The organism is Nitrospira sp., from assembly GCA_029194665.1.
Classification (GTDB): Bacteria; Nitrospirota; Nitrospiria; order Nitrospirales; family Nitrospiraceae; genus Nitrospira_D.
Genome location: JARFXO010000001.1, coordinates 810,686 through 834,067 on the forward strand (window position 1 = coordinate 810,686; position 23,382 = coordinate 834,067).

A 23,382-nucleotide genomic window follows, 5' to 3' on the forward strand; every position below is an offset into this window, starting at 1 on the left:
ATATCTCAATGCATCGATCTATCGATTTAATTCGGCAGAACATACCCGGTTCTCTTGCCGTGCTATGCATCGTGGCCCTCCTAGGGACTCCGGAATCCGTGACGCCCCAGACGACCGCGACTGATCCCCTATCGGGCAAGCTGGCAATTACTGGTGCCAGCACCTTGGCTCCCTTGATAGCCGAGATCGGTAAACGATTCGAGAATCTCTATCCCAAAGTGCGGGTGGATGTCCAGACGGGCGGCTCCTCGCGCGGAGTCGCCGACACACGCCAGGGCCTCGCCGATATCGGCATGGTCTCGCGCGTGATGAAAGACGAGGAGAAGGATCTGCATGCGTTTCCGGTGGCGCGCGACGGTGTTGCGATCATTTTGCACAAAGAAAATCCTGTCCAAGCACTCACCGACGAGCAAGTCGTCACGATCTACAAGGGCAAGATCACTGATTGGAAGGATGTCGGTGGAAAGCACGCTCCCATCACCGTCGTGAATAAAGCGGAGGGACGGTCTACGGTGGAAGTGTTCTTGCATTATTTCAGGTTGAAGAATACGGACGTGAGAGCTCATGTGGTCATTGGTGACAATGAACAGGGAATCAAAACCGTAGCCGGGAATCGTCATGCCATCGGGTATGTCTCCATCGGCACGGCAGAATATGATGAATCGCAAGGGGTACCGATTAAGCTACTCTCAGTCGGAGGGGTTGCCGCCTCCACCGAAACCGTGCGGAACGGTACCTTTCCGATGTCTCGTCCATTACACCTCGTCACTCGTACTGTGCCGGTTGGATTGGCTAAAGCCTTTATCGAGTATGCACAGTCTAAAGCCGTGCATGACATCATTAAGCAGCAATACTTTGTCCCGCTGGTCGACTGACGAGCTCCTGTGCTGGGTCTTGCGCGGCACCGCGGCCATCGTCGGCACAATCGTCCTGCTCATCGTAGTCTTCCTGATCCTGGAAGCGCTTCCCGCTCTCCATCACCTTGGTCTGCTCCGATTCTTTACCGATCCTTCCTGGCATCCAGCAGAGGGATTGTACAACCTCACCCCGATGTTGTGGGGAACGCTGTTCGCCATGACTGGTTCTGTGCTGATTGCCACCCCCTTGGGCATTCTCTCCGCCATCTTCTGCCACTACTATGCGCCGCTCGCGCTTGCCCGGCCCTATCGACGCCTGATCGAGTTGCTCGCAGGCATTCCTTCCGTGGTCTACGGATTCTGGGGACTCGTCGTACTGGTCCCGTTGATTGCAGAGATACAACCGCCCGGACCCAGCCTGTTAGCGGGCATCCTCATCCTCACGATCATGATTCTCCCCACCATCGCGTTGATGGCCGATGCCAGCTTTGCCAATGTACCTCAACAATATTTACAGGGGGCTGCTGCATTGGGGATTCCGCGATGGGCGACTATCCGAAACATTGTGTTACCAGCGGCAAAATCGGGATTGTTCACCGGGGTGACCCTGGAAATCGGTCGAGCCATTGGGGAAACGATGGCGATTCTGATGGTCTCTGGAAACGTGGTGCAGACTCCTTCCAGCCTCTTCGACCCGATCCGGACGCTGACCGCCAATATCGCCCTGGAGATGGCCTATGCGCTCGGAGACCATCGCGCTGCGTTGTTCGTCAGTGGACTCGTCTTGATGGCCGTGATTATAGCGCTTGCCGTCTCGGCGGAATGGATTACTCGCGGGAGAATGTATGGCTGAGCCGTTGAGCCGGCCACAGGATCCCCGGGAATGGTTTGCGTTCGTGCTCGTCTGGGGCGCGGCGGCGCTCGTGACCGCTGTATTCTGCTGGCTGTTGGGGGACATCGTTTGGCATGGGCTGAGTCATGTCTCCTGGACATTTCTGACAGCCTTCCCTGAAAACGCCGGACGCCGAGGCGGGATCGGCCCTATCCTTGTTTCGACATTCTTGATTCTGGGCGTCTGTCTTGCGGTATCCCTTCCCATTGGTATCGGCACCTCCGTCCTCCTCGCCGAGTTCACATCGGACTACAGCCTGTTCGGACGGATGACTCGCCGAAGTCTGGATGTCCTGGCTGGTGTGCCGTCGATCGTCTTTGGTCTGTTCGGCAACGCGTTTTTTTGCAAGACACTGGGGCTCGGCTTCTCGATTCTCTCCGGCGGGCTGACTCTGGCCTGCATGGTCTTGCCGATCTTGATCCGCTCGACGGAAGAAGGGTTTCGTGCTGTGCCGGCGAGCTATCGGCTTTCCGCAGCGGCAGTGGGACTGTCCCGTACCACGACCCTCGTTCATCTCTTGCTGCCGGCAGCGGTACCAGGTCTCCTGGTGGGTCTGGTACTTGGAGTCGGCCGTGCGATTGCCGAGACGGCCGCCCTCATCTTCACAAGCGGCTATGTGGATCGGATGCCGGGGTCGCTGCTCGATTCCGGCCGCTCATTGTCTATCCACATCTTCGATCTCTCCATGAACGTGTCCGGCGGAGACGCGAATGCCTATGCCTCAGCGCTGGTCTTGGTCATCTTGTTGCTCGCCATCAACAGTGCCGCCTCTTGGCTGGCAACATACGGGCTCCACCGAAAGATCATGACCGTATGAGGCCGGTCGAACCGAGCAAAATAGAACCGCGCCCTCGACATCCGTTCGGAGATCGGTCTGCCTGCTGTGAACCCCAACCATTCGTTAAGGTCGATCAGCTCAGCTTGTATTACGGGGAAAAACCGGCGTTTCAGGACGTGACCTTGTCGATCATCAAGGGATGCATTACGGCCCTCGTAGGACCGTCCGGGTGTGGAAAGACCAGCTTCCTCACTTGCCTGAACCGCCTCTCCGATCTGATCGCCGGGTGTCGTGTCTCGGGCAGGATCATGATCGATGCTCTCGATGTGTTGGCACCAGGCACCGATGTGATCCAGCTTCGCCGCCGCATCGGCATGATTTTTCAGAAACCGAATCCCTTTCCGTTGTCTATCCGGAGAAACCTAGAGTTTCCCCTACGCGAGCATGGGTTACGAGATCGAACACAGATTGCGCAGACGATGGAGACCACCTTACGCGATGTCGGCCTCTGGGACGAGGTCAAGGATCGGCTGGACTCGCCGGCTCTGGCCCTATCCGGGGGCCAGCAACAGCGCCTCTGTATCGCGAGGGCGTTAGCTCTTTTACCTGAGGTGCTGCTCATGGATGAACCGTGCAGCGCCCTCGATCCACTCTCCAGCGGAATGGTCGAGGATCTGATCGTCAGTCTGCGAGGCCGCTATACCATCTTGATCGTCACGCACAATCTGGCCCAGGCCCGTCGAATCGCGGACTATGTTGCCTTGTTCTGGGTCCAGAACGGAGCCGGTCGTTTGATCGAGGCCGGAGCCGCGAAACAGATATTCGAGAATCCTCGTGATCCACTGACCGCTGCATATGTCAGCGGCATGCGAGGATAGTGATGTCATTAGCGGTACATGTGGAGCACTGATATTTACAGACTCCCGTTCGGCTGGCTTTGCTGGGCCACTTGCATTTTGTCATGAAGAGCATCCAGGATGAACGCAATGATGGCCCGGCTGGTGAACCTGCCTCCTTCCCGTCCATGAATACATCGCAGTACTATGGTGTGGACCACCACGTCGGCAATACTCCGCTGATCCGCCTACGTCATCTTTCTGAGCTGACGAGCTGCGAAATCCTCGGCAAGGCGGAATTCATGAACCCAGGCGGATCGGTGAAGGACCGCACAGCGCTCGGGATTATCCAGGATGCCGAGGAGAAAGGGCTTCTCAGGCCAGGTGGCACCATCGTCGAAGGGACGGCCGGGAACACCGGCATTGGGCTCACTGTCATCGGCCATGCGAGGGGTTACCATTCCGTCATTGTGATTCCCGAAACTCAGTCGCGGGGAAAAATCGACCTGCTGCGCACACTCGGCGCGGAGGTACTTCCCGTGCCGGAGCAGCCGTATTCCCATCCAGACAACTACAACCACGTCGCTCGGCGAATGGCGGAGGACAAGGGGTGGTTCTGGGCCAACCAATTCGACAACCGCGCCAACCGTCTCGTGCATTACCGTACTACCGGTCCGGAGATCTGGAAACAGACCCATGGAGAAGTAACCGGCTTTGTGTCCGCCGTTGGTACCGGCGGGACGCTGGCAGGAACGACGCTGTATCTCAAGGAACGCAATCCGAACATCGCGATTGGCTGCGCCGACCCCTACGGCGCGGCGATGTGGTCGTGGTTTACCAAGGGCAACACAGAGATCACGGACGGTGATTCGTTTGCCGAAGGGATCGGCCAAGGCCGCGTGACCAAGAACCTCGAGGGTCTTGCGGTCGATGCCGCGTGGCGCATTCCCGACCAGGACGCACTCACCATTTTGTACCAACTACTGCGCGAAGAGGGGTTGTTTCTCGGCCTATCCTCCGGCATCAACGTCGCCGGCGCGGTTCGGATGGCCCTTGAGCACGGACGGGGCCAGACCATCGTGACGATCCTGTGCGACTCCGGCGCGAAGTATCAATCGAGGATCTTCAACCCGGAATGGCTTGCGGCCAATGGACTGAGAACGGATTTGTCCATCGAGACCCTTCTTGAGTAATGCAGAGCCGTCGAGCCTCCCACGGAATCCGTCTCATACTGAATGCCCTTGAGCTGTCGTGCCCAGATCAAAAAATGCTTCTGTGCCGACGGGTCTGGATCTCGACAGACCACCGCGTACAAACAAGACGGAGAAAACCAGACGATCGCTAAGTCCTCTGGTCTCTGACGAGGCAACAGCGATGGCAAAAATCCCTTTCACTAAAAATATCGCTGTGCTGAGCTGCTGTGAAGCCCAGAGGGCAGGAGTTTCACCACACCGCATGCGCCAGACGGTTTGGCGGCGCTGCGCAGAAAGCCGGGGTGGTAGAAAAAGAAAGGCTTCAGGAGATCCTACAGCGCTTAGCACAACGAATTTCTGAACTGGAACCGCATCTGCTCTCAAAACCGCCAAAGCAGATCACCGAATGAATCCTACCTTGGTCACGCATTTGCATGGCCATCTTGCTCCTGAGTCTGCACTCTGTTAAGGTGTCGCTTCATCTTTACTTCTATATTGAACATCAATATCTCTGAATGGTCTGGGACCCAAAAGATCCGTGGGGCAAGAAGTCTGATCCGCTTGAAGAGGCCTTCAAGCAGGCTCAATCACAATTCAAGGATATTTTCCCTCCCGGTGGATTGAAAAGTCTCCTGCCATCAGGCGGCATTGTGAACCTCGTCATCGCCGCTCTGCTGATCTTCTTGGTCTGGCAGAGCGTGTTTATCGTCGCACCGGATGAAGAAGGTGTCGTGAAACGGTTCGGTGTTCCAGTCCGTACGGTGGAACCGGGGCCTCACTTCAAGATTCCGCTCGTTGAAACCGTCCTTCAGCCGAAGGTCGCCAAACTCTATCGCGTGGAGGTCGGCTTCCGCACCAATCAACAAGGCCGTCAACAGACGGTGCCTCAGGAAGCCTTGATGCTGACCGGCGATATGAACATCCTTGCGATCGAATTCATCGTTCAGTATAAGATCAAAGAAGCCCGCAACTTCCTGTTCAACGTCGCTGATATCCATGAGACCATCGGCAAAGCTGCTGAGGCCTCCATGCGGGAAGTGGTCGGTAAGAGTAAGATCGACGAAGCCTTGACCACCGGGAAAGCGGTGATTCAGCAAGATACCATGACGTTGCTTCAGTCGATTCTGGACCAGTATCACTCCGGCGTGCAGATCGCCGCTGTGCAACTCCAAGACGTCGATCCTCCCGAGGCCGTTGCTGCCGCCTTCAAAGACGTGACGAACGCCAAAGAAGACAGGGAAAAGCTCATCAACCAGGCGCAAGGGTACCGCAACGACATCATACCGAGAGCAAAGGGTGAAGCCGCTGAACTCGTCAACCGGGCAAGAGGGTTTGCTCAGGCGCGGGTCAATCGCGCTCAGGGCGAGACGAATCGGTTCCTGGCCACCTTGAAAGAGTACAACCAAGCGAAGGACGTCATCAGCAAGCGCATCTATATCGAAACCTTGGAAGAAATCCTTCCCCATATGGAGAAGATCATCATCGACGGGAAAGGCGGAGAGCGTCTCCTACCGTATCTCCCACTGGATCGCCTCTCCAAACCCGCGTCCACGCCCATTGCCAAACCTGTCCCGCAACTTGAGGGCGAGGAGTCCAGGCCGGACCAATCGCCGACCCTAAAGTCGAGGAACGCCAGGCCATGACAAAACAAGGAATGGCGATCGCGTTACTCGCCGTAACGATTGCGCTGTTTGTGCTAGGAGCCTCCCCCCTCTTCGTCGTGGACGTGATCCAGACTGCGATCGTCGTGCAACTCGGAAAGCCCGTTCGAAACATCACTGAGCCAGGGCTGTACGTGAAGATGCCGTTTGTGCAGGAGGTCACGTACTTCGAGAAGCGACTGTTGGACTACGATTCAAGTGCACAGGATGTCATTACCCAAGACAAGAAAACGCTGCTCCTGGACAATTTCGCCAAATGGCGAATCACTGATCCCCTGAAGGTATATCAGGCGTTCCAAAGCCAGCGCGGTGCTCTCCAACGGCTGCACGACATCATCTATTCTGAGCTTCGCGTGGAGTTGGGCCGACACGACCTGATTGAGATCGTCTCAAGCACAAGGGCGGACATCATGAAAGTAGTCACCGCAAGGGCGAACGAAAAAGCTTCAGCGTACGGCATTGAAATTCAGGATGTGCGGATCAAGCGAGCCGACTTGCCGGAACAGAACGAGAAGGCGGTCTTTGCGCGCATGCAAGCGGAGCGAGAACGACAGGCCAAGCAATATCGAGCTGAGGGAGCGGAGGAAGCACAAAAAATCCGATCGGAAGCCGAGAAAGACCGGGAAATTATCCTCGCCCAGGCCTATAAAGAAGCTGAAGAACTTCGCGGCAGCGGAGATGCCAAAGCGTTTCGGATTTATGCCGATGCCTACCGGCAAGATCAAAAGTTTTTCGAATTTACCCGCTCGATGGAAGCCTACAAAAGCGCCTTCAAAGACGGCTCAACGTTGGTGATGAGCCCGGACTCAGAATTCTTCCGTTACCTCAAGCAACGCTGAGTTTTAAGAAAGACCCACAATCTTTCCACTTTTTGGGTCGAGATTGATCCGTTCACCGGCCGGTTTCTTGGGTAATCCCGGCATGAGCTGAATTCCTGAACAGACGGCGGTCACAAATCCTGCTCCGCCCAGAATCCGCAACTCCCGGATCGGCACCATAAATCCGGTTGGTCTCCCCTTCAGTCCAGGATCGTGTGATAGTGATAGAGGAGTTTTTGCCATGCAAACGGGTAAGCCGCCGTACCCCAACGCCTCCGCTGTTTCGATTTGACGTTCGGCCTCCGGTCCGAATGTGACTCCGGCCGCTCCATACATGCGGGTCGCAATGGTTTCGATCTTTTTTCTGATCGGCCATGACAATTCGTAAAGATGTTTGAAGTGGGCCGGCCTTTCCGATGTCTTGACGACGGCGGCTGCCAACTGTTCGGCCCCTTTCCCACCGTCGACCCAATGGGTTGAGATTGCCGCACTTGCCGCTCCCATCTTGAGCGACTGTTCCCGAACCCAGTCCAATTCATCCTGTGGGTCATCTTTGAAAGCATTGACGGCGACAACGACCGGCACCCCATGCGCTCGAACGTTGGAGACATGTTGCTCCAGATTGGCCAATCCTTTCGAGAGGGCTTCCCGATTCGGACCCGTGAGACTCGAAGGCAAGGCAACGCCTGCCTTGGCAATGCCTCCGCCGCCATGGAGTTTCAGCGCCCGTAATGTAGCCACGACCACTGCCAGTGTCGGAGCCAATTCCGATGCGCGACATTTGATATTGAAAAACTTTTCGGCCCCAAGATCGCTACCGAAACCCGCCTCCGTTATGACGAAGTCCGCGCATCTCAGCGCAATTGCGTCGGAAATGATCGAACAGTTGCCATGCGCGATGTTACCGAAAGGCCCCGTATGGACGAATGCCGGAGTCCCTTCAAGAGTTTGAACCAGATTCGGCATGAGGGCGTCTTTTAGGAGAACAGCCATCGATCCCACGCAACGGAGCTCTTCGGCCGTGACCGGCGTACCGGCCCTTGTCACCCCTACGAGTATTCGCCCGAGCCGCTCGCGGAGATCGCGTTGGTCCTTCGCTAACGCCAGCACCGCCATCACTTCTGAAGCCTCGGTGATGACGAATTGCCCTGGACGTCTGTCCGGTTTTTCACCCAACATGATCTTCCGGAGAGCGCGATCGCTAATACTCAAGGTCCGAGGCCACGTAATCTGTTGAGGATCGATTGAGAGAGTATTGCCATGGAACAGATGATTATCGAGGAAGGCGGAGAGCAGATTGTGGCTGACAACCACAGCATGGGCATCCCCAGTCAGGTGAAGGTTGATATCTTCCATCGGGGCGACTTGGGCACGTCCTCCACCAGTCCCTCCTCCTTTCGCCCCAAAGACAGGACCGAGCGATGGCTGCCTGAGAGTAAGCGCGGCACGATACCCTAGCCGCGAGAGTCCCATGGCAAGACCTATCGACGTCGTGGTCTTTCCCTCTCCCAAAGGTGTTGGGTTCATTGCTGTGACCAGAACATACCGCCCCTTCGGGGCAGTCATAAGCCGATCCAATACCTGCGGTGAGACTTTCGCCTTATCCCGTCCGTAGAGGGTGAGCTCTTCGGCACGTATCCCAAGCAGAGAGCCGATTTCAACAATGGGGCGCAAGGTACCGGATTGGGCGATCTCGATATCGCTCAAGAGGCGCTCATCATGCTTTGTCTATGTGGTAGACAACAGCAGAGGCAGTTGGCAGCGATTGGAAGCAAGTTATCGTGCTCAAAGTGAAGACGATTCAACTATCGAGAAGACAGAACCAAGTCTGTAGAACATCGATTAAGGTCTGAACTGCCCGCTACTCTAAGATGTACTTGGTTGGGTCAAGTGCCTGGCCGTTCAATTTCACCATGTAGTGCAGGTGGGGTCCGGTGGACAGTCCTGAGCTCCCAACAAGCGCAATGACATCGCCACGCTCGACCCTCTGGCCTTCCTTTACCAAGGCCTTCGCAAGGTGTCCGTAAAGCGTTTCAACTCCGAATCCGTGATCCAGTCGGACGATGTTCCCAAGCTTGGGATCATAGCCTATGGACGTAATTCTTCCTTGGGCTGGAGCATGGACCGGAGTGTTCGGGGCGGCCCCGATGTCCAATCCATCATGCCACGCAGGCTTCTCCGTGAAAGGTGAAATTCGCGGGCCAAATCCCGACGTTATCCAGCCCTTCACCGGCCAAATTGAGGGCGTCGATGCCCAGCGAGACGAACGCTGCTCAGCCGCTTGTGACAATTCGTCAAGGATAAGTTCCTGTACAGTTGCTTGTCTTGAAAGCCATTCCAGACCTTCTTTCACTGATGCAACGGCCCGGAGGTTATCTCGAGATGACCCTAGGCCGACGGTAGAGGAGCGTTCCTGATCGCCTTCGGATATCTGCCTTGGGGAACTGGATGAAGGCCCTGGTTCGTTTCCACCGGAAATCGTGTTTCCTCCTCCTTCTGGGATCGGTACCTCTTCTCCACCTCTGCCGTTTGCCATATCACCCGTCTTAGGAACTTCTATACCCAGCATGACTCGAAGCCTTTGATTAACCTCATTCATCGCCCCAAGACGCTTCTTCAAATCATCAACGGCGGTTGAGAATGCCGCAGTCTGCTCTCGTGCACTCATGGCTTCAGTACGGAAAGCCGTTAGCTCCCAAACCTCTCCTGTTCTGATGACATAATGTGAAACCACGAGGAGATCGGCAAGGATGACCACACCCAGACAAACCAGCAATCGACGAAGGAGTTTCCTCGAAAAGCTGAAGCGGATGGGCTTTGCGGTGGAACCTCGAAACACTACAACGGTAAAGGCGTCGTTGTCTTGAAGATTCGTTTGACCCATGACCTTCGTCCCCCGTGCCTATGGTATCTGGTTAGGTATCTCTGAACCAGCCTTGGAAACTATTCGATTGATTCCTCTTGGTCGACCTTAAGGATAATGTTTTGAAGAGATAGTTTCAACCACATCATCTAGGATGTCTCTTGGTGAACCCACTCAAGATAAGGTGGAAACCCATTACTCACCGGAACCGCTATTATTTCCGGGACCTTGTACGAATGAATCTTCCGTATTGTTTCTTCGAGCGCATTGAATTTATCAGAAGTTGTCTTGATCAGAAGCAGTGACTCCTGGTCATTCATTATCTTTCCTTCCCACCAGTAAGTTGAGCGCACTGTCGGAATCGTCGAAGCGCAAGCTGCGAGGCGGGAGCGTACCACTTGGTCGGCAATCTTACCCGCTTCATCTTGGCTTGCTGCTGTGACCATGACAACCAGCACCTGGATCGGTTCAGCCACCATAGGGTGACCAGAATACCCAAGCCTTTCTCTACAATTCAACGTGATCCTTCCATCGGAACAACTAACTCCCAACCCACTGGGTTGATGCTGAGCAACATCCGTGCCTTATCAATTAAGGCCCATGAAGAACATTGTGTTTATTTACAATGACTTATGACTTCAACTTCGATTGAGGATGTTGGTCTGGGGCAAGCGATTGTATGGTAAACGTGGCGGTCAAACAATTTTTTGGACACGCTGTTCAAAACTGACCATTTCTAGCATTGCACGACCCGCCCACGAGGTGATCAAAGACCAACTCTTATATCTTCCCCATCTTTGCTATCTCCAAGAAGTAATGAGCAAATGTCTTCATTCCTCCCAAGGCCTGGCCCCAGTCGTAATATTCGTTGGGAGCGTGATATCCATGCTCGGGCAGACTCAGACCTATGAAAAGGATCGGCACCTTCCAGGCTTTCTGCATGGCGACCACTGCACCGATTGATCCTCCTTCTCGCACAAAGGCGGGATCCCTGCCAAACCCAGCCGTTACGGCGCGTTTCACACAATCTACGTAAGATCCGTCAAAACTGCCCTTGAAGGGATGGAGCAAGCCCTCTCGCTCAACCTTCACGCTTGGATTGACCTTGGCAACATGCGCTTTGAACAGGGCAAACATTCTTTCGGGTACTTGGTTGGGAACCAGGCGCATGCTGACCTTGAGTTCCGCATGACCTGGCACAATCGTTTTAACACCCTGTCCGTGATATCCCCCGCTGAGTCCATGGATCTCGAAGGTGGGAGATGCCCAGATCCGTGTCATGATCTCCGCAGGATTCTGCGTACGAAGCGACCGAAACCCATAAGCTTTCTTGAAACGTTCCACTTCGAAGCCAGACTTGAGGAAATTCTTGATCTCGCTCTTCGTGGGCCCGATCACATCGTCATAGAAACCCGGTATCTTTACCCTGCCGGTCCTGGCATCAACGCAGGTGTTCGCCACTTCGATCAATTCAGCCAATGGATTGCGAGCCGCTCCTCCGGTCACACCTGAATGTGCGTCTTTGGCTCCGGTACGCAGGATGAGGCGTGCACCCACCAAGCCCCGCAAGCCGTATGGCACAGCAGGTCGCCCCTTGGCAATCCAGATCGTATCGGACACAACCACGGAATCCGGTCGCGGAATCACGCTAGGGTGTCTAAGCCCGGCGGCAAAGTGTGGACTTCCAATCTCTTCTTCCAGTTCCCACAAGAATCGGATGTTGATCGGCCAACCTTGTTCGATGGCAAATCGAGCGCCGAACATCGCCGTGAGAGCCGGCCCCTTGTCATCGGTCGCTCCGCGCCCTCGATAGATGCCGTTTTCATTCTTAAAGGTAAACGGCGCCTGCCTCCATTCCGGCTCCTGCGCCGGTTGCACGTCCAGATGGTTGTAGATGGTGACAGTCGGATACTGGCCGCCTGTGGTCCATCCTCCGGAGACAATTGGGTATCCTCCTGTCTCTACGACTTGCACCTTGGCATCCAGTCCGGCCAGGTACTGCCTCGCAAGGTCAGCCATCCGTCGCATATCACCCGCACGGGATGATTCCATACTGATTGACGGCACCTCCACCATCTGTCCCAACAGATCCTCAAACCTGGGGCGTGACTCGCTTACAAACTTCCTCAGTCGCCGCTCACTCACCATTGATCCTCCTTGGCTCAAAGACGGAGAATTATAGCGATCGTACCCCGCAAGAGGAAGCAGATACGGGTTATTTAGTAAGAATGATGATAAGATGCCTTTCATCCACCATGACCCCTTCGGCAAGAATCGTGATTCCGCTCGGTATCGTTCTGCTCATACTTCTAGGAGCTACCACAGGGACAGTGGTGCATGCAGAAGAAGCCACCAGCATCCAACAGATACTCGAGGAACCCCGGATCTATCATCTCCGACGTGCGACATTGCGAGGGATTGTACGAGATGTGCAGCCGCTCGATCCCTACACAGTTCCAAATGGCGACAACTGTTATGGTGCGTACCTATTCCGCCTTGAAGACGATGAGGCCACCATCCCAGTAGCAGTGCTGGGTATTTGTGGGAGACCAATTATCCGCGATCCGGAAGTCGAGGATGGAGATCGAGTCGAAGTGGGTGCCACGATTCAGGCACCGAGTCACGGGGGATACTATCTGAGTTTCAAAGGATTGAAAGTGGTGACCGAGCAGGAAGGAGTCGTTCAAGCAGTAGCCGATCGCATTCTCCCGATCGTGGAGTAGGTCTTTCCCTTCAATAGATTCACAGAAATGCTATGGAGCTGCCGCGTAACGAGATCGTGCGGCAGGAATCTTGTCAAGCTCATCGTCATTGGGTTCGGAGATCGGAGCGGAATCTGACGGCATGAGATGATTCAACCGATGAGTATAGAGATGAGAGGGCAAGGCCTCACGATCGTCCTCGCGCTCATTTTGGCAACATTGGCCGGCTGTGCACGCAGCCAAGGATTTGATCGACCCGCCATCAGCGAAGCTCTTGCCGTAGATCCCACAGCTGACCAAGATCCCCAACTCACCGTAGACCGGATGTCCAACTTTTCCCTACCATTTCGTCTTGGTGTCTTTTTCGCGGAACACGATTTTCCGAATCGACAGTCCATTAAGAAAGTCGAGTGGCTGGGCGCGGATAGGGAGCAACTTCTCCGTTTGCTGACGACCTTACAAGATGAACGAATACTCACGGATACCGTCGTGTTGATGGATGCCACTCTGCGAGGAGAGGACTTTGGCGGAATCCGCCAGGCGGGTGCTCGACATGGAGCCGATATGCTCTTGGTCGTAGAGGGTGCGGCCGCCATCGATCGGTACAACAACCGCTCTGCGTGGTGGTATTCGACCTTGATCGGTGCCTATCTGGCGCCTGGTACCGAAAGCGACGCTCTTGTCATGACCACCGGCGTGTTGTGGGCTGTTCGATCCGAATGGCACGCTCCCATCCAAACAGGTGAAGGAGTGTCGAAGGTTGTTGGGTCGGCGGTTTTAGTTGAAGACAGCACAGCCCTGCAAGAGGCGAAGGAGCGGGCAATCCAGGCCTTGGGCATACGCATCATCGATCAGCTGCGCCGCCTCAAAGAAGAGCTTCCAGCCACGAAGCTCCGTTCACGGTGAATCGAATTGTGGGGAAGAAGCTGCTTGCCTCTTTCGAGAGGTCGCGCAATTATCGGAAGACGTCGAATAGCACACGGAATCCCATCTGAATCGTACAGTTCCAACCCGGAGCAAACTCAGCTCCCGTCAGGGCTTCAGTTTCCAGCGAACCGTTCCGTAGGCCGCGAAAGACCAGATCGATCTGAGTCATGGGACTCTTGTACCAGCGGAAACCGGTTTGAAACGCGGGAAACTTTTCTTCGTAAGAAAAGGGATCGCCGTTGAAAACCTCTCCCAAGATCCGCAATTCGCGTGTCAGCGGTGTGACCACCTCAAAACCGGCAGCCCAATACAATTTGCTCTGGAAAGTCGTAGGACCTGCATCATATCGGTATTTCATGCCGAGGTTGAAATGAAGGGCTAGATTGTTGTCATAGGGGTCGGTCTCGGGATCCGGTGTAAACAAGAACCAGCTGAGGTGGGCCATGGCGTAGCCGTCCCACTGCTGGCGATTGCCGCTGAGGGGAAATAGCGTGGCGGCGGCAACGGAGAGCGAGGGAACCAGGCCGAGAGAACTATGCAGGACATACTTCGGTTGAATGAGCATATCGAGTGGACGGGCTTGATGGTCCTGATAGGTGAAACCGAATCCGCCAGCAGTCAGTTCGAATCGGTCCGTGAGGGACATGCCTTGCAGTGAACGCGCCTCGAAGGCCGGTTTATCTCCATTCACCACTGTCACACCGCCGTACGATTCAGTCACAAGCTGTCCCTTGTAGGCGATCCGGGCATCGTCCGTGACGAAGGGGCGAACAGCGAGCGCAGTATCTGGACAGAAGGAACCAACGATGGGACCGAGAAAGAAGAACGCGCAACGTATGAAACGAGTTCCTGGTGGATTTGTCTGCATCACGGGTCTTTCAATCCCCCCACTTTGTGGGAGGCCCATAACGCTCCCCGGCGTGAGACCAAGATCAACAACTTACTTTGTACACGACAGAATCAAAATGAGTTGTAAATTCTTCATTCCAATCCTTCCTTTGCGGTGCCACATTTGCGCCGGACATGGAGCGGCGAGCGCGGTCGAATCGATGGGACGCTGCCGCCGGACTAGGCAGTGACGGTTTGGGCATCAAGCAAGGTCGGTCATGCGGACGTTCTCGCACCTTGCTGAAGATCGCTGTCAGTACTTAGCGGAGGCCGGAGTGGATCATTCTGTTCGAAGCCGATATCCGACTCCCAACTCTGTCATAAGATAACGTGGGTGCGCCGGATTGCGTTCCAGCTTATTTCTCAATTGGCGCATATAGACCCGTAGGTAGTGTCCTTCATCCACATGGAGCGGCCCCCAGACTTCTTTCAACAGCTGGCGGTGGGTCAACACTTTGCCTGCATAGCGGATCAACGTGATGAGCAGCTTGTATTCTATCGGGGTGAGGTGAACTTCCTTCCCTGAGAGAAACACCTGCCGCCGCCCGAGATCGACCTTCAGATCGTCGAGCACAAACACCGATTCCCCGCCATCACCGGTTCGGGCTGCATGGCGAAGCGCGGTTCGCATCCGTGCGAGAAGTTCGTTCACTCCGAACGGCTTGGTGACGTAGTCGTCGGCACCGAGGTCGAGCGCCGCCACTTTCACCTGCTCCTGATCTCGAGCCGACAGCACAATAATGGGAATCTGCGTCCACTCCCGTACCTGACGGATTATCTCGCCTCCGTCGAGATCAGGAAGGCCAAGGTCCAGGAGAATGAGATCGGGATTCCTCGCTTTTGCCTCTGTAAGCCCACCCTGTCCTGTCGCGGCTTCGTGGAGGCGAAAGCCATGGGCGGGCAATGATGTCCTAAGAAACCTCCGGATCTCAGGTTCATCTTCGATGAGCAGTATCGTGGCTTCCTGTGACATAGGGCCTGCCGGCTCGCTTGAACAGAATTACGCCTCCCGCGCCTGCTCGCTTTTTAAAGGCGGCTGCTGATCAGGCAACGGGATCGAGAAGCGAAAGAGAGCCCCGCCTCGGGAGCGATTCTCAGCCCAGATACGGCCGCCATGCGCTTCCACAATACCACGACAAATCGTCAACCCTAGGCCGACCCCTCTCTCTCTCGCATGTTGTGTGCGATAGAATTTTTCAAAGATGCGGGATTCCTCCCCAACGGGAATGCCTGGCCCTTGATCCGCGACTGCGACGATGACTTCGCGATCGCTTGCCGATGCGGAGAGATCAATCGAACTTCCGGGGGGTGCATACTTCACGGCATTCTCCACAAGATTGATCACCACTTGTTCCAGGAGAACCCCGTCGACCAGGACCAGCGGCAGGTCGGCCGGAACAGCCGTATGGACGGCATGATCGCGCAGCCATCTCTCCAGGCTAGCTAGGGCCGCACCGATAATCTCGTCTAAAGGATGCCATTGTTTGTTCAGTTGCACGGCGCCGGCTTCAAGCCGCATGATCTCAAGTAGGCTCTTCAGCAACCGATCAAGACGATCAGCCTCTCGATGGATGGATTGAGCGAGCTCGCCCCGTGCCATGGGGTCGAGTTCCCCTCCTCCCACCGCCAAACTACTGGCGGCGCCGGTGATGATAGCGAGCGGGGTTCGTAAGTCGTGGGACACCGAGCTGAGGATGGCGTTGCGTGTACGTTCCGTTTCCGCGCGTACGTGCGCCTGTTCCGCTTCGTCGGATAAACAAGTCCTTTCGATTGCCAAGGCCACCTGGTTCACCAGGGATTCCAGCAGATGCAGCTGCTCTGGGTCTAGGAGGAGAGTGCTGTCTTTTGGCCGCAACGCCACGACACCAATGGCGCCGGCTGAAGCCACCAACGGCAAGTACAGCGCGCTGGTACCCGAAAGCGTATCCGTCCCGAGTCCGGCTCGTTCGCTGTGGTCGTAGACCCATTGAGCCACACCCGACTCTTTCGGATCCAAATCAAAGACCAGGAGTTCCCCGCGCTGCAGGTGCACCTTTTTATCGGCATCCGCGAGGAAGACGGCAACCTGCGCGTCAAACGCGTCCCTGAGATGCTTGGCCGCAAGCTGGGCCAGCATGCCGGTTCCCCGATTGATGGCGAGGTCTCGGCTCATGGTGTAGAGCACTCCCGTGCGTTTTTCTCGATAACGGGCGAGCTCCGCTTGCTGCTGGAGACGTGCGGTAAGATTGCTGATGACCAGAGCCACAGCCAGCATCACGCCGGAGGTCAACAGATATTGCATATCGGAGAGGGCAAAAGAAAAATACGGCGGCTCGAAGAAGAAATCGAACGTCGCCACACTCAGCACTGAGGCCAGGACCGACGGACCACGTCCCCAGCTGATCGCGACGGCGACGACGGCGATCAGATATATCATGATCAAATTTGCCATCGCGAAATAGGGAAACATCAGCCAGTCGGCCGCCGTCGCGATCATGATCCCTGCGAAAGCATAGGCATATCCTGAGACATCGCCGGCACTTCGGAGGGGACGGTGCGCAACGGGTTGTCCCTCGTCGGCCGTTCCCGTGATGACATAGATATCGATCTCTCCACTTTGATTGACAAGATCCAAGACGACCGACCCGAACAGCCATTCCTTCCACCAGGCCCGCATCGGCTTGCCGACGATGAGCTTGGTGGCATTGCGACTGCGCGCGTAGGCCAGGATCTCCTGAGCGACGTCATCTCCGGTGAGAGTGACCGTCTCGGCCCCGAGTTGCTCAGCCAATCGAAGGGTATGGATGACACGGTCGCGCTCGGACTGTGACATGCGGAGATGTCGCGGGACCTGTACGTAGACGGCAATCCATTTGGCATGGAGTCCTGCCGCCATCTGGCGCGCAGCCCTGATCAGCCGGGGACCGCGGGGCTTCATGTTGACGCAGACCATGATGGTTTCCGCCGTTGGCCAGGTCCGCACCACCGCCTGGGCGCGCCGGTACACCTCCATCTGCTGACCGACCCGCTCGGCCGTGCGGCGGAGGGCGAGTTCGCGGAGCGCGATCAGATTGCCCTTGGCGAAGAAATTGTGAATCGCATGCTGGATCTGTTCCGGGACATAGACCTTCCCTTCTTTGAGCCGTTGGAGGAGGTCGTCAGGGGAAAGATCGATCAACTCCACGTCGTCCGCCCGTTCGAGCACGGAATCCGGTACAGTTTCCCGTACGCGGACGTTCGTGATCTTGGCGACCACGTCGTTGAGACTTTCCAGGTGCTGCACGTTGAGCGTCGTGTAGACGTGAATGCCTGCGCGCAGCAGTTCCTGCACGTCCTGCCACCGTTTGGCATGACGAGTACCCGGGGCGTTGCTGTGCGCAAGTTCATCGATGAGAATGACGTCGGGTCGGCGCGCCAGCGCCGCGTCGAGATCGAACTCCAACAGCGTCGTGCCTCGGTACGCAACACGTTGGCGGGGGAGGATCTCAAGTCCCTCGACCAGCGCGTCGGTCTCGGTCCGTCCGTGGGTCTCGACGACGCCGATGACGACATCAAGCCCATCGCGTCGCTGCTCGTGCGCCGCTTGCAGCATGGCATAGGTCTTCCCTACGCCGGGATTGGCGCCGAAAAAGACCTTGAGTTTTCCTTCCTCCAGACGGGCTTCTTCGGCCTGTACACGCTTCAAGAGCGCATCGGGATCTGGTCGTTGTGGGTTCATCGAACGACTCACTTCAGGTCCGTTGATGGGGCTCGAACAACTTCCCCGGTTGAGGGTGGCAACAACGTCACACAATCCGCCGACCGGACCGGCAGTCGCCACATGATTTTTACATCATCTTGATAACCTGACGCCGTCTTCTTACCACATCTTGATGTAATGAGGCCTATGCTGTTCCGAGTAGAACAGAGAGGAGTCGCTATGGAACACACGGATCTCGGAACGCTAATTGTGGCAGGCCTGTGTGGCATCGGACTGATCCAGCTCATCATGTGGATTGTCGTGATGATTCGACACCCCGGATTGGATGGCCTGCGACTCGACCTGGTTAAGGCCTCTTCCACTAGGCCTGGTGGAGACGCCAGTTCCCACGGAAGCCATCCGGCCCCTGTACAGCAATAGGCGATCGACACCCTGCTCCTCGGAAACTTCTCTAGCAGATACCTATCCACCGCCCTTCCAGGCGTGGCACGCTCAGAGTTCAAGCTGCGCTTGTCCGGTGTCCTGCTGAACCCGATACGGGACCTGTATTCACGAACCTCATCTTCATACACCTTGCGCAGGGGTTAATCAGTCATCAACAGGTGCTCCGCAATCGGTCCCAGGGCAAGGGCGGGAAAGAACGACATGGCGCTGACCACGACCGTCACGATCATCAGCCAAACGACGAAGAGCGGCGTATGGGTCGGCAATGCCCCTTCGCTGACGTGGACGACCTTCTTAGCGGCAAAGGAACCGGCAAGGGCCAAGATCGGAATGGTGGTCCAAAAGCGTCCGAGTAGCATAACCACCGCGCCGCTCACGTTGAATAAGAAGCTATTGGCGTTCAAGCCTGCAAAGGCACTTCCGTTGTTGTTCGCCATCGACGTAACGGCGTAGAGAACCTCGGTGAACCCATGGGGTCCAGGATTGGCCATCGCGCCCCTCCCGACCTCAGTCATGATGACAAGAGCTGTCGCGACCAGGGTTGCAATCGGCATAACCAAGACGGCAACCGAAGCGATCTTGATCTCATAGGGTTCCAATTTCTTGCCTAAATATTCCGGCGTGCGACCGACCATCAGGCCTGAAATGAACATCGCGATGATGACCAAAACAATCATCCCGCTGAATCCCGAGCCGATCCCGCCCAGGATCACCTCTCCAGATTGCATCATGACAAGCGGCACAAGTCCCCCGAGCGGGGAGAGGGAATCCTGCATGCCGTTTGGCGCTCCCGTGGAAGTGGCAGTCGTGGCGGATGCTGCCAAGGCCGTCTGGGCAATCCCAAACCGGACTTCCTTGCCTTCCATATTCCCACCGGGCTGATGGTCCGTGATGGACAGATCCAGGCCAAGGTCGAGGATTCGCGGGTTGCGGGCCGATTCCGCCCAGTAGGTAATGGCTGTGCCCACGGAGAGGACGAGGAGCATGACCGACAGAATCGCCCATCCCTGGTATGTGTCACCCACCATCTTCCCGTAGGTATAGGCCAAGCCTGCCGCCACGACGGTCTGCAGGAGCAGCAGGAGAAGATCACTGAGCGGGGTGGGACTTTCAAAGGGATGAGCCGAATTCGCGCTGAAGAATCCTCCGCCCGACGTTCCAAGATCCCGCGCAATCACCTGCGTTGCGGCTGGGCCGAGCGAGAGCACCTGCTCAGTCCCCGCACTGCGTGTACTCGAATTCGGTTGGTCGCCGGAAATCAGGGCCCGGCCAGAATTCACCGATTGCAACCAGGGAACCGTCACGGAATCTTCGAGCGACTGCACAGCCCCTTGAGAAATAAGTATCAGCGACGACACGATCGCCAGCGGCAGCAAGATGTAGAGAATCGTGCGGACCAGGTCCACCCAAAAATTTCCTACGGTTTTCGTACCTCGTCGGACGAGTCCGCGAATCAGCGCCATCAGGGCGCCCATCGCGGCCGCGGACGACATGAAGTTTTGTGCGGTCAATCCAGCCATCTGGCTCAAATGGCTCATCGTCGATTCGCCGGCATAGGCCTGCCAATTCGTATTGCTGACGTAACTGGCCGCCGTATTGAAGGCCAAGTCAGGCGCGAGCGAACCAACGTGATTCGGATTCAGCGGCAAATCCTGTTGGCAGCGCAAGAGCACATAGAGGACTGCCATGCCGAACGCGCTGAACAGAAGGAGAGACTGGGCATAGCGCTTCCATGCCATTTCTTCTTCGCTGCGCACGCCGCATAGATGATAGATGCCCCGTTCAAGCGGTCCTAACAGGGTAGAAAGCGCCGACTGGTGTCCTTCATACACCCGGGCCATATACAGGCCCAACGGCTTGGTGACGAGGAGAAGGACCCCGAAAAACAGCGCGACTTGGAGAAGCCCATGCAAGGTCATATCAGACTGCACCAGATTCTACGACCTATCGACCGAGGTGTGAGGAGGACGGCGCACCTTGCCGCCTGGAGGCAGCCATTTCCACAATAGCCAGATCAAGAACGCTATCGTCCAGAGGGCAACTAAAAACAAGATGAGCAGTAACACAGAGCACCTTCTCCTGTGCGTTTCAACGAGAAACCGGCTTAGTGGTTAACGCATCGAGCGCAAGATTCAGCATCAGCACGTTGACCCGCGACTCTCCCAGCAGGCCGAACTGGCGCCCTTCCGTATGTGTGCTCACCAGCGCCAGCACGCTGTTCTCATCCAGGCCACGAACCCGCGCCACACGTTTCGCCTGGTATAAGGCGGCCGCCGGACTAATGTGGGGATCCAGTCCGCTTCCGGAGGCCGTGACCAAGTCCACAGGGATAGGCAAGTCGTTGCCAGGATCGGCTGCTCGTAAGGTGGTCACCCTCGTCTTGACCGCGTCGATCAGTACCGGGTTGCTCGGTCCAAGGTTCGACCCGCCCGACGCAGCGGCGTTGTAGGGAAACGGCGCAGTCGCAGACGGACGGCCCCAGAAGTACCCCGGTTTGTCAAAATGCTGCCCGATTAACTTGGACCCGATCACCTTGCCTTCACGCACTATTAGACTGCCGTTCGCCTGGTCTGGGAAAAACACTTGCGCGATCCCTGTGACCGTCAATGGATAGATTAGGCCGGTCAAAACGGTCAGCAGCAGCACCATGGTCAGGGCGGGTCTTATTTGTTCTTTCATCGTTCTCTCCTCTCTGCTCGCGACCGGCTCGTGATCTGGTTAGGCAAGATGCAATGCGGTTAGGATCATATCGATCAGCTTGATGCCGACGAACGGCACGAGCATGCCGCCCAATCCATAGATCAACAGATGACGCTGCAACAATGAACCGGCGCCGATCGGCCGGTACTTGATTCCTCTTAACGCAAGCGGAATGAGCGCGATGATGATCAGCGCGTTGAAGATGACTGCTGACAGGACCGCGCTTTGGGGCGTGGCCAGCCCCATCACGTTCAATGCGTTGAGCGCCGGATAGGTCGTGGCAAAGGCCGCTGGAATGATCGCGAAGTATTTCGCCACGTCGTTCGCGATACTGAACGTGGTCAACGCGCCGCGAGTCATGAGCAATTGTTTGCCGATTTCTACGATCTCGATCAGTTTCGTCGGGTTGGAATCCAGATCGACCAGATTGCCCGCTTCTTTGGCGGCCTGTGTTCCGGTATTCATCGCTACGGCCACATCAGCTTGAGCCAGCGCAGGCGCATCGTTCGTACCGTCCCCCGTCATGGCCACAAGACGGCCTTCGGCCTGCATCTCGCGAATCAATTTCAGTTTGGCCTCCGGGGTGGCCTGCGCCAGAAAATCGTCGACTCCCGCCTCCGCCGCCACGGCCGCGGCTGTTTGTGGGTTGTCGCCTGTGATCATGACGGTCTTAATACCCATCCGGCGCAGTTCAATAAACCGTTCCTTGATTCCTCCCTTGACAACATCTTGCAGCGTGATCACTCCGAGCACCCTGGCCTTCTCCGCCACCACGAGCGGTGTCGCGCCTTGTTTGGCAATCATGTCAACGTTTCGCCGAACAAACTGAGAAAAGTGTCCTCCCTGCGATGTCACATAGGCTTCGACAGAATCCGCCGATCCCTTACGAATCTCCCGTCCGTCAAGATTCACCCCGCTCATCTTTGTCTGGGCCGTAAAGGGAATAAACGTAGCACCGATCTCACGGATGTCCCGCGCGCGTAACCCATACTTTTCTTTAGCCAGGACGACGATGCTGCGGCCTTCCGGTGTTTCGTCAGCCAACGACGAGATCTGGGCTGCATCGGCCAGCGCCTGGGCCTCTATTCCTTCTGCGGGAGTGAAGGCGGTCGCCTGACGGTTGCCCAACGTAATGGTGCCGGTCTTATCAAGCAGCAGGACGTCCACGTCGCCTGCCGCTTCAACGGCTTTTCCCGACGTCGCAATGACGTTGGCTTGCACCATGCGATCCATCCCGGCAATGCCGATGGCCGAGAGGAGAGCCCCGATGGTAGTCGGAATCAGACAGACCAGGAGCGCGACCAAGACGGTGACGGTGACCGGTGTCCCTTGCCCCATGGCCTGCACACTGTAGAGAGAGAACGGCAAGAGCGTGACAGTCGCCAATAAGAATATGATCGTCAACGCCGCCAGCAAGATCGTCAGGGCGATTTCATTCGGAGTCTTCTGGCGTCTGGCTCCTTCCACCATGGCGATCATCCGGTCCAGAAAACTTTCCCCCGGGCTCGCCGTAACACGAACGATGAGCCAGTCCGACAGCACCTTTGTTCCGCCGGTGACAGCACTGCGATCGCCGCCGCTTTCTCGAATGACCGGCGCGCTCTCGCCAGTGATGGCGCTCTCGTTCACCGAGGCCACCCCCTCCACAATCTCGCCGTCGGCCGGGATGAAATCTCCTGCCTCCACCAGGAATATATCTCCTGGCTTCAGTTGATTCGCCGACACCACGCTGAAGGTATCGCCTCGCTCAAACTGTCGGTTCCACACGACATCATGCTCGCTCCCAGGATCGGCTGTACCCAGTTTCTTGGCCGTGAGTTCCCGACGCGCCCTCTTGAGCGAGTCGGCCTGTGCCTTGCCCCGACCTTCCGCCATCGCCTCCGCAAAGTTTGCAAACAGCACCGTGAACCAAAGCCAGATCGTGATGGAGAGAATGAACTGGGTAGGGGCCTCACCGGCGCCCGCCAGCGCCTGCAACAATAGGATGGTGGAGACGACACAACCGACCCACACCACAAGCATCACCGGATTCTTGACTTGGTGGCGCGGGTTCAACTTACGAAAGGAATCGACCACTGCCTGGCGCACGATCGTCGGCTCGAATAAGGACCGGCTCTTTTCCTCTTGTGTCTGCTTCGTCATGA

General features: G+C 56.4%; 19 protein-coding genes. 9 read left to right on the top strand and 10 right to left on the bottom strand.

Features of this window, described 5'->3' with window-relative positions:
- The first annotated feature begins 8 nt into the window (after positions 1-8).
- The 7 genes from P0119_03925 to hflC all read left to right on the top strand — a co-directional run bounded on the left by P0119_03925 (position 9) and on the right by hflC (position 7,056).
- Positions 9-875 (top strand): phosphate ABC transporter substrate-binding protein, encoded by an 867-nt coding sequence (locus P0119_03925; protein ID MDF0665206.1) that lies wholly within the window; start codon positions 9-11, stop codon positions 873-875.
- Complete coding sequence (gene pstC, locus P0119_03930; GenBank protein MDF0665207.1) at positions 832-1,710, top strand: phosphate ABC transporter permease subunit PstC; 879 nt, start codon at positions 832-834, stop codon at positions 1,708-1,710. Before P0119_03925 ends, pstC begins: the two co-directional genes overlap by 44 nt.
- Positions 1,703-2,566, top strand: a complete 864-nt coding sequence (gene pstA, locus P0119_03935; protein ID MDF0665208.1) for a phosphate ABC transporter permease PstA — start codon at positions 1,703-1,705, stop codon at positions 2,564-2,566. The genes pstC and pstA overlap by 8 nt, the downstream gene beginning before the upstream one ends.
- The gene (locus tag P0119_03940) at positions 2,563-3,405 is read left to right on the top strand and encodes a phosphate ABC transporter ATP-binding protein (GenBank protein ID MDF0665209.1); all 843 of its coding nucleotides are present in this window, start codon (positions 2,563-2,565) and stop codon (positions 3,403-3,405) included. The genes pstA and P0119_03940 overlap by 4 nt, the downstream gene beginning before the upstream one ends.
- Positions 3,406-3,488: 83 nt before the next feature.
- Positions 3,489-4,556 (top strand): cysteine synthase A, encoded by a 1,068-nt coding sequence (locus P0119_03945; GenBank protein MDF0665210.1) that lies wholly within the window; start codon positions 3,489-3,491, stop codon positions 4,554-4,556.
- A 515-nt stretch (positions 4,557-5,071) separates the two neighbouring features.
- On the top strand, positions 5,072-6,199 hold the full coding sequence (gene hflK, locus P0119_03950; GenBank protein MDF0665211.1) for an FtsH protease activity modulator HflK: 1,128 nt from the start codon (positions 5,072-5,074) through the stop codon (positions 6,197-6,199).
- Complete coding sequence (gene hflC, locus P0119_03955; GenBank protein ID MDF0665212.1) at positions 6,196-7,056, top strand: protease modulator HflC; 861 nt, start codon at positions 6,196-6,198, stop codon at positions 7,054-7,056. The genes hflK and hflC overlap by 4 nt, the downstream gene beginning before the upstream one ends.
- Before the next feature lie 3 nt (positions 7,057-7,059).
- On the opposite strand, the gene P0119_03960 is transcribed toward hflC, so the two are convergent.
- The 4 genes from P0119_03960 to P0119_03975 form a co-directional block, all read right to left on the bottom strand.
- Entirely contained in the window at positions 7,060-8,742 is a 1,683-nt protein-coding gene (locus P0119_03960; protein MDF0665213.1) for a formate--tetrahydrofolate ligase, read from the bottom strand.
- A 154-nt stretch (positions 8,743-8,896) separates the two neighbouring features.
- Positions 8,897-9,919 (bottom strand): M23 family metallopeptidase, encoded by a 1,023-nt coding sequence (locus P0119_03965; GenBank protein ID MDF0665214.1) that lies wholly within the window; start codon positions 9,917-9,919, stop codon positions 8,897-8,899.
- Positions 9,920-10,047: 128 nt separating this feature from the next.
- Positions 10,048-10,377 (bottom strand): divalent-cation tolerance protein CutA, encoded by a 330-nt coding sequence (locus P0119_03970; protein ID MDF0665215.1) that lies wholly within the window; start codon positions 10,375-10,377, stop codon positions 10,048-10,050.
- A 301-nt stretch (positions 10,378-10,678) separates the two neighbouring features.
- Positions 10,679-12,046, bottom strand: coding sequence for a M20/M25/M40 family metallo-hydrolase (locus P0119_03975; protein MDF0665216.1), 1,368 nt, complete (start codon positions 12,044-12,046; stop codon positions 10,679-10,681).
- A 107-nt stretch (positions 12,047-12,153) separates the two neighbouring features.
- Here P0119_03975 and P0119_03980 point away from each other — a divergent pair, with 107 nt between their 5' ends.
- Positions 12,154-12,621, top strand: a complete 468-nt coding sequence (locus P0119_03980; GenBank protein ID MDF0665217.1) for a hypothetical protein — start codon at positions 12,154-12,156, stop codon at positions 12,619-12,621.
- A 150-nt stretch (positions 12,622-12,771) separates the two neighbouring features.
- Positions 12,772-13,506 carry a hypothetical protein gene (locus P0119_03985; protein MDF0665218.1) on the top strand — a complete coding sequence of 245 codons (735 nt, stop codon included), beginning with the start codon at positions 12,772-12,774 and terminating at the stop codon, positions 13,504-13,506.
- A gap of 49 nt (positions 13,507-13,555) precedes the next feature.
- On the opposite strand, the gene P0119_03990 is transcribed toward P0119_03985, so the two are convergent.
- The 6 genes from P0119_03990 to kdpB all read right to left on the bottom strand — a co-directional run bounded on the left by P0119_03990 (position 13,556) and on the right by kdpB (position 23,380).
- Positions 13,556-14,395: a hypothetical protein gene (locus P0119_03990; GenBank protein ID MDF0665219.1), complete on the bottom strand. Its 840-nt coding sequence runs from the start codon at positions 14,393-14,395 to the stop codon at positions 13,556-13,558.
- 300 nt (positions 14,396-14,695) lie between these two features.
- Entirely contained in the window at positions 14,696-15,388 is a 693-nt protein-coding gene (locus P0119_03995; protein ID MDF0665220.1) for a response regulator, read from the bottom strand.
- 27 nt (positions 15,389-15,415) lie between these two features.
- Positions 15,416-18,112, bottom strand: coding sequence for a sensor histidine kinase KdpD (locus tag P0119_04000; GenBank protein MDF0665221.1), 2,697 nt, complete (start codon positions 18,110-18,112; stop codon positions 15,416-15,418).
- Between the two features lie 566 nt (positions 18,113-18,678).
- A complete protein-coding gene (kdpA, locus tag P0119_04005; protein MDF0665222.1) occupies positions 18,679-20,457 on the bottom strand; it encodes a potassium-transporting ATPase subunit KdpA in 1,779 nt (592 codons plus the stop codon).
- A gap of 169 nt (positions 20,458-20,626) precedes the next feature.
- Entirely contained in the window at positions 20,627-21,217 is a 591-nt protein-coding gene (gene kdpC / locus P0119_04010) for a potassium-transporting ATPase subunit KdpC (GenBank protein ID MDF0665223.1), read from the bottom strand.
- A gap of 39 nt (positions 21,218-21,256) precedes the next feature.
- Positions 21,257-23,380, bottom strand: coding sequence for a potassium-transporting ATPase subunit KdpB (gene kdpB / locus P0119_04015; protein ID MDF0665224.1), 2,124 nt, complete (start codon positions 23,378-23,380; stop codon positions 21,257-21,259).
- Between the last annotated feature and the right edge of the window lie 2 nt (positions 23,381-23,382).

What these genes read in the sequence shown, in the direction of transcription:
- P0119_03925 (MDF0665206.1), top strand. Translation starts at nt 9, where the DNA reads ATGCATCGATCTATCGATTTAATTCGGCAGAACATACCCGGTTCTCTT.
- pstC (MDF0665207.1), top strand. Translation starts at nt 832, where the DNA reads ATGACATCATTAAGCAGCAATACTTTGTCCCGCTGGTCGACTGACGAG.
- pstA (MDF0665208.1), top strand. Translation starts at nt 1,703, where the DNA reads ATGGCTGAGCCGTTGAGCCGGCCACAGGATCCCCGGGAATGGTTTGCG.
- P0119_03940 (MDF0665209.1), top strand. Translation starts at nt 2,563, where the DNA reads ATGAGGCCGGTCGAACCGAGCAAAATAGAACCGCGCCCTCGACATCCG.
- P0119_03945 (MDF0665210.1), top strand. Translation starts at nt 3,489, where the DNA reads ATGAAGAGCATCCAGGATGAACGCAATGATGGCCCGGCTGGTGAACCT.
- hflK (MDF0665211.1), top strand. Translation starts at nt 5,072, where the DNA reads ATGGTCTGGGACCCAAAAGATCCGTGGGGCAAGAAGTCTGATCCGCTT.
- hflC (MDF0665212.1), top strand. Translation starts at nt 6,196, where the DNA reads ATGACAAAACAAGGAATGGCGATCGCGTTACTCGCCGTAACGATTGCG.
- P0119_03965 (MDF0665214.1), bottom strand. Translation starts at nt 9,919, where the DNA reads ATGGGTCAAACGAATCTTCAAGACAACGACGCCTTTACCGTTGTAGTG.
- P0119_03970 (MDF0665215.1), bottom strand. Translation starts at nt 10,377, where the DNA reads ATGGTGGCTGAACCGATCCAGGTGCTGGTTGTCATGGTCACAGCAGCA.
- P0119_03975 (MDF0665216.1), bottom strand. Translation starts at nt 12,046, where the DNA reads ATGGTGAGTGAGCGGCGACTGAGGAAGTTTGTAAGCGAGTCACGCCCC.
- P0119_03980 (MDF0665217.1), top strand. Translation starts at nt 12,154, where the DNA reads ATGACCCCTTCGGCAAGAATCGTGATTCCGCTCGGTATCGTTCTGCTC.
- P0119_03985 (MDF0665218.1), top strand. Translation starts at nt 12,772, where the DNA reads ATGAGAGGGCAAGGCCTCACGATCGTCCTCGCGCTCATTTTGGCAACA.
- P0119_03990 (MDF0665219.1), bottom strand. Translation starts at nt 14,395, where the DNA reads ATGCAGACAAATCCACCAGGAACTCGTTTCATACGTTGCGCGTTCTTC.
- P0119_03995 (MDF0665220.1), bottom strand. Translation starts at nt 15,388, where the DNA reads ATGTCACAGGAAGCCACGATACTGCTCATCGAAGATGAACCTGAGATC.
- P0119_04000 (MDF0665221.1), bottom strand. Translation starts at nt 18,112, where the DNA reads ATGAACCCACAACGACCAGATCCCGATGCGCTCTTGAAGCGTGTACAG.
- kdpA (MDF0665222.1), bottom strand. Translation starts at nt 20,457, where the DNA reads ATGACCTTGCATGGGCTTCTCCAAGTCGCGCTGTTTTTCGGGGTCCTT.
- kdpC (MDF0665223.1), bottom strand. Translation starts at nt 21,217, where the DNA reads ATGAAAGAACAAATAAGACCCGCCCTGACCATGGTGCTGCTGCTGACC.
- kdpB (MDF0665224.1), bottom strand. Translation starts at nt 23,380, where the DNA reads ATGACGAAGCAGACACAAGAGGAAAAGAGCCGGTCCTTATTCGAGCCG.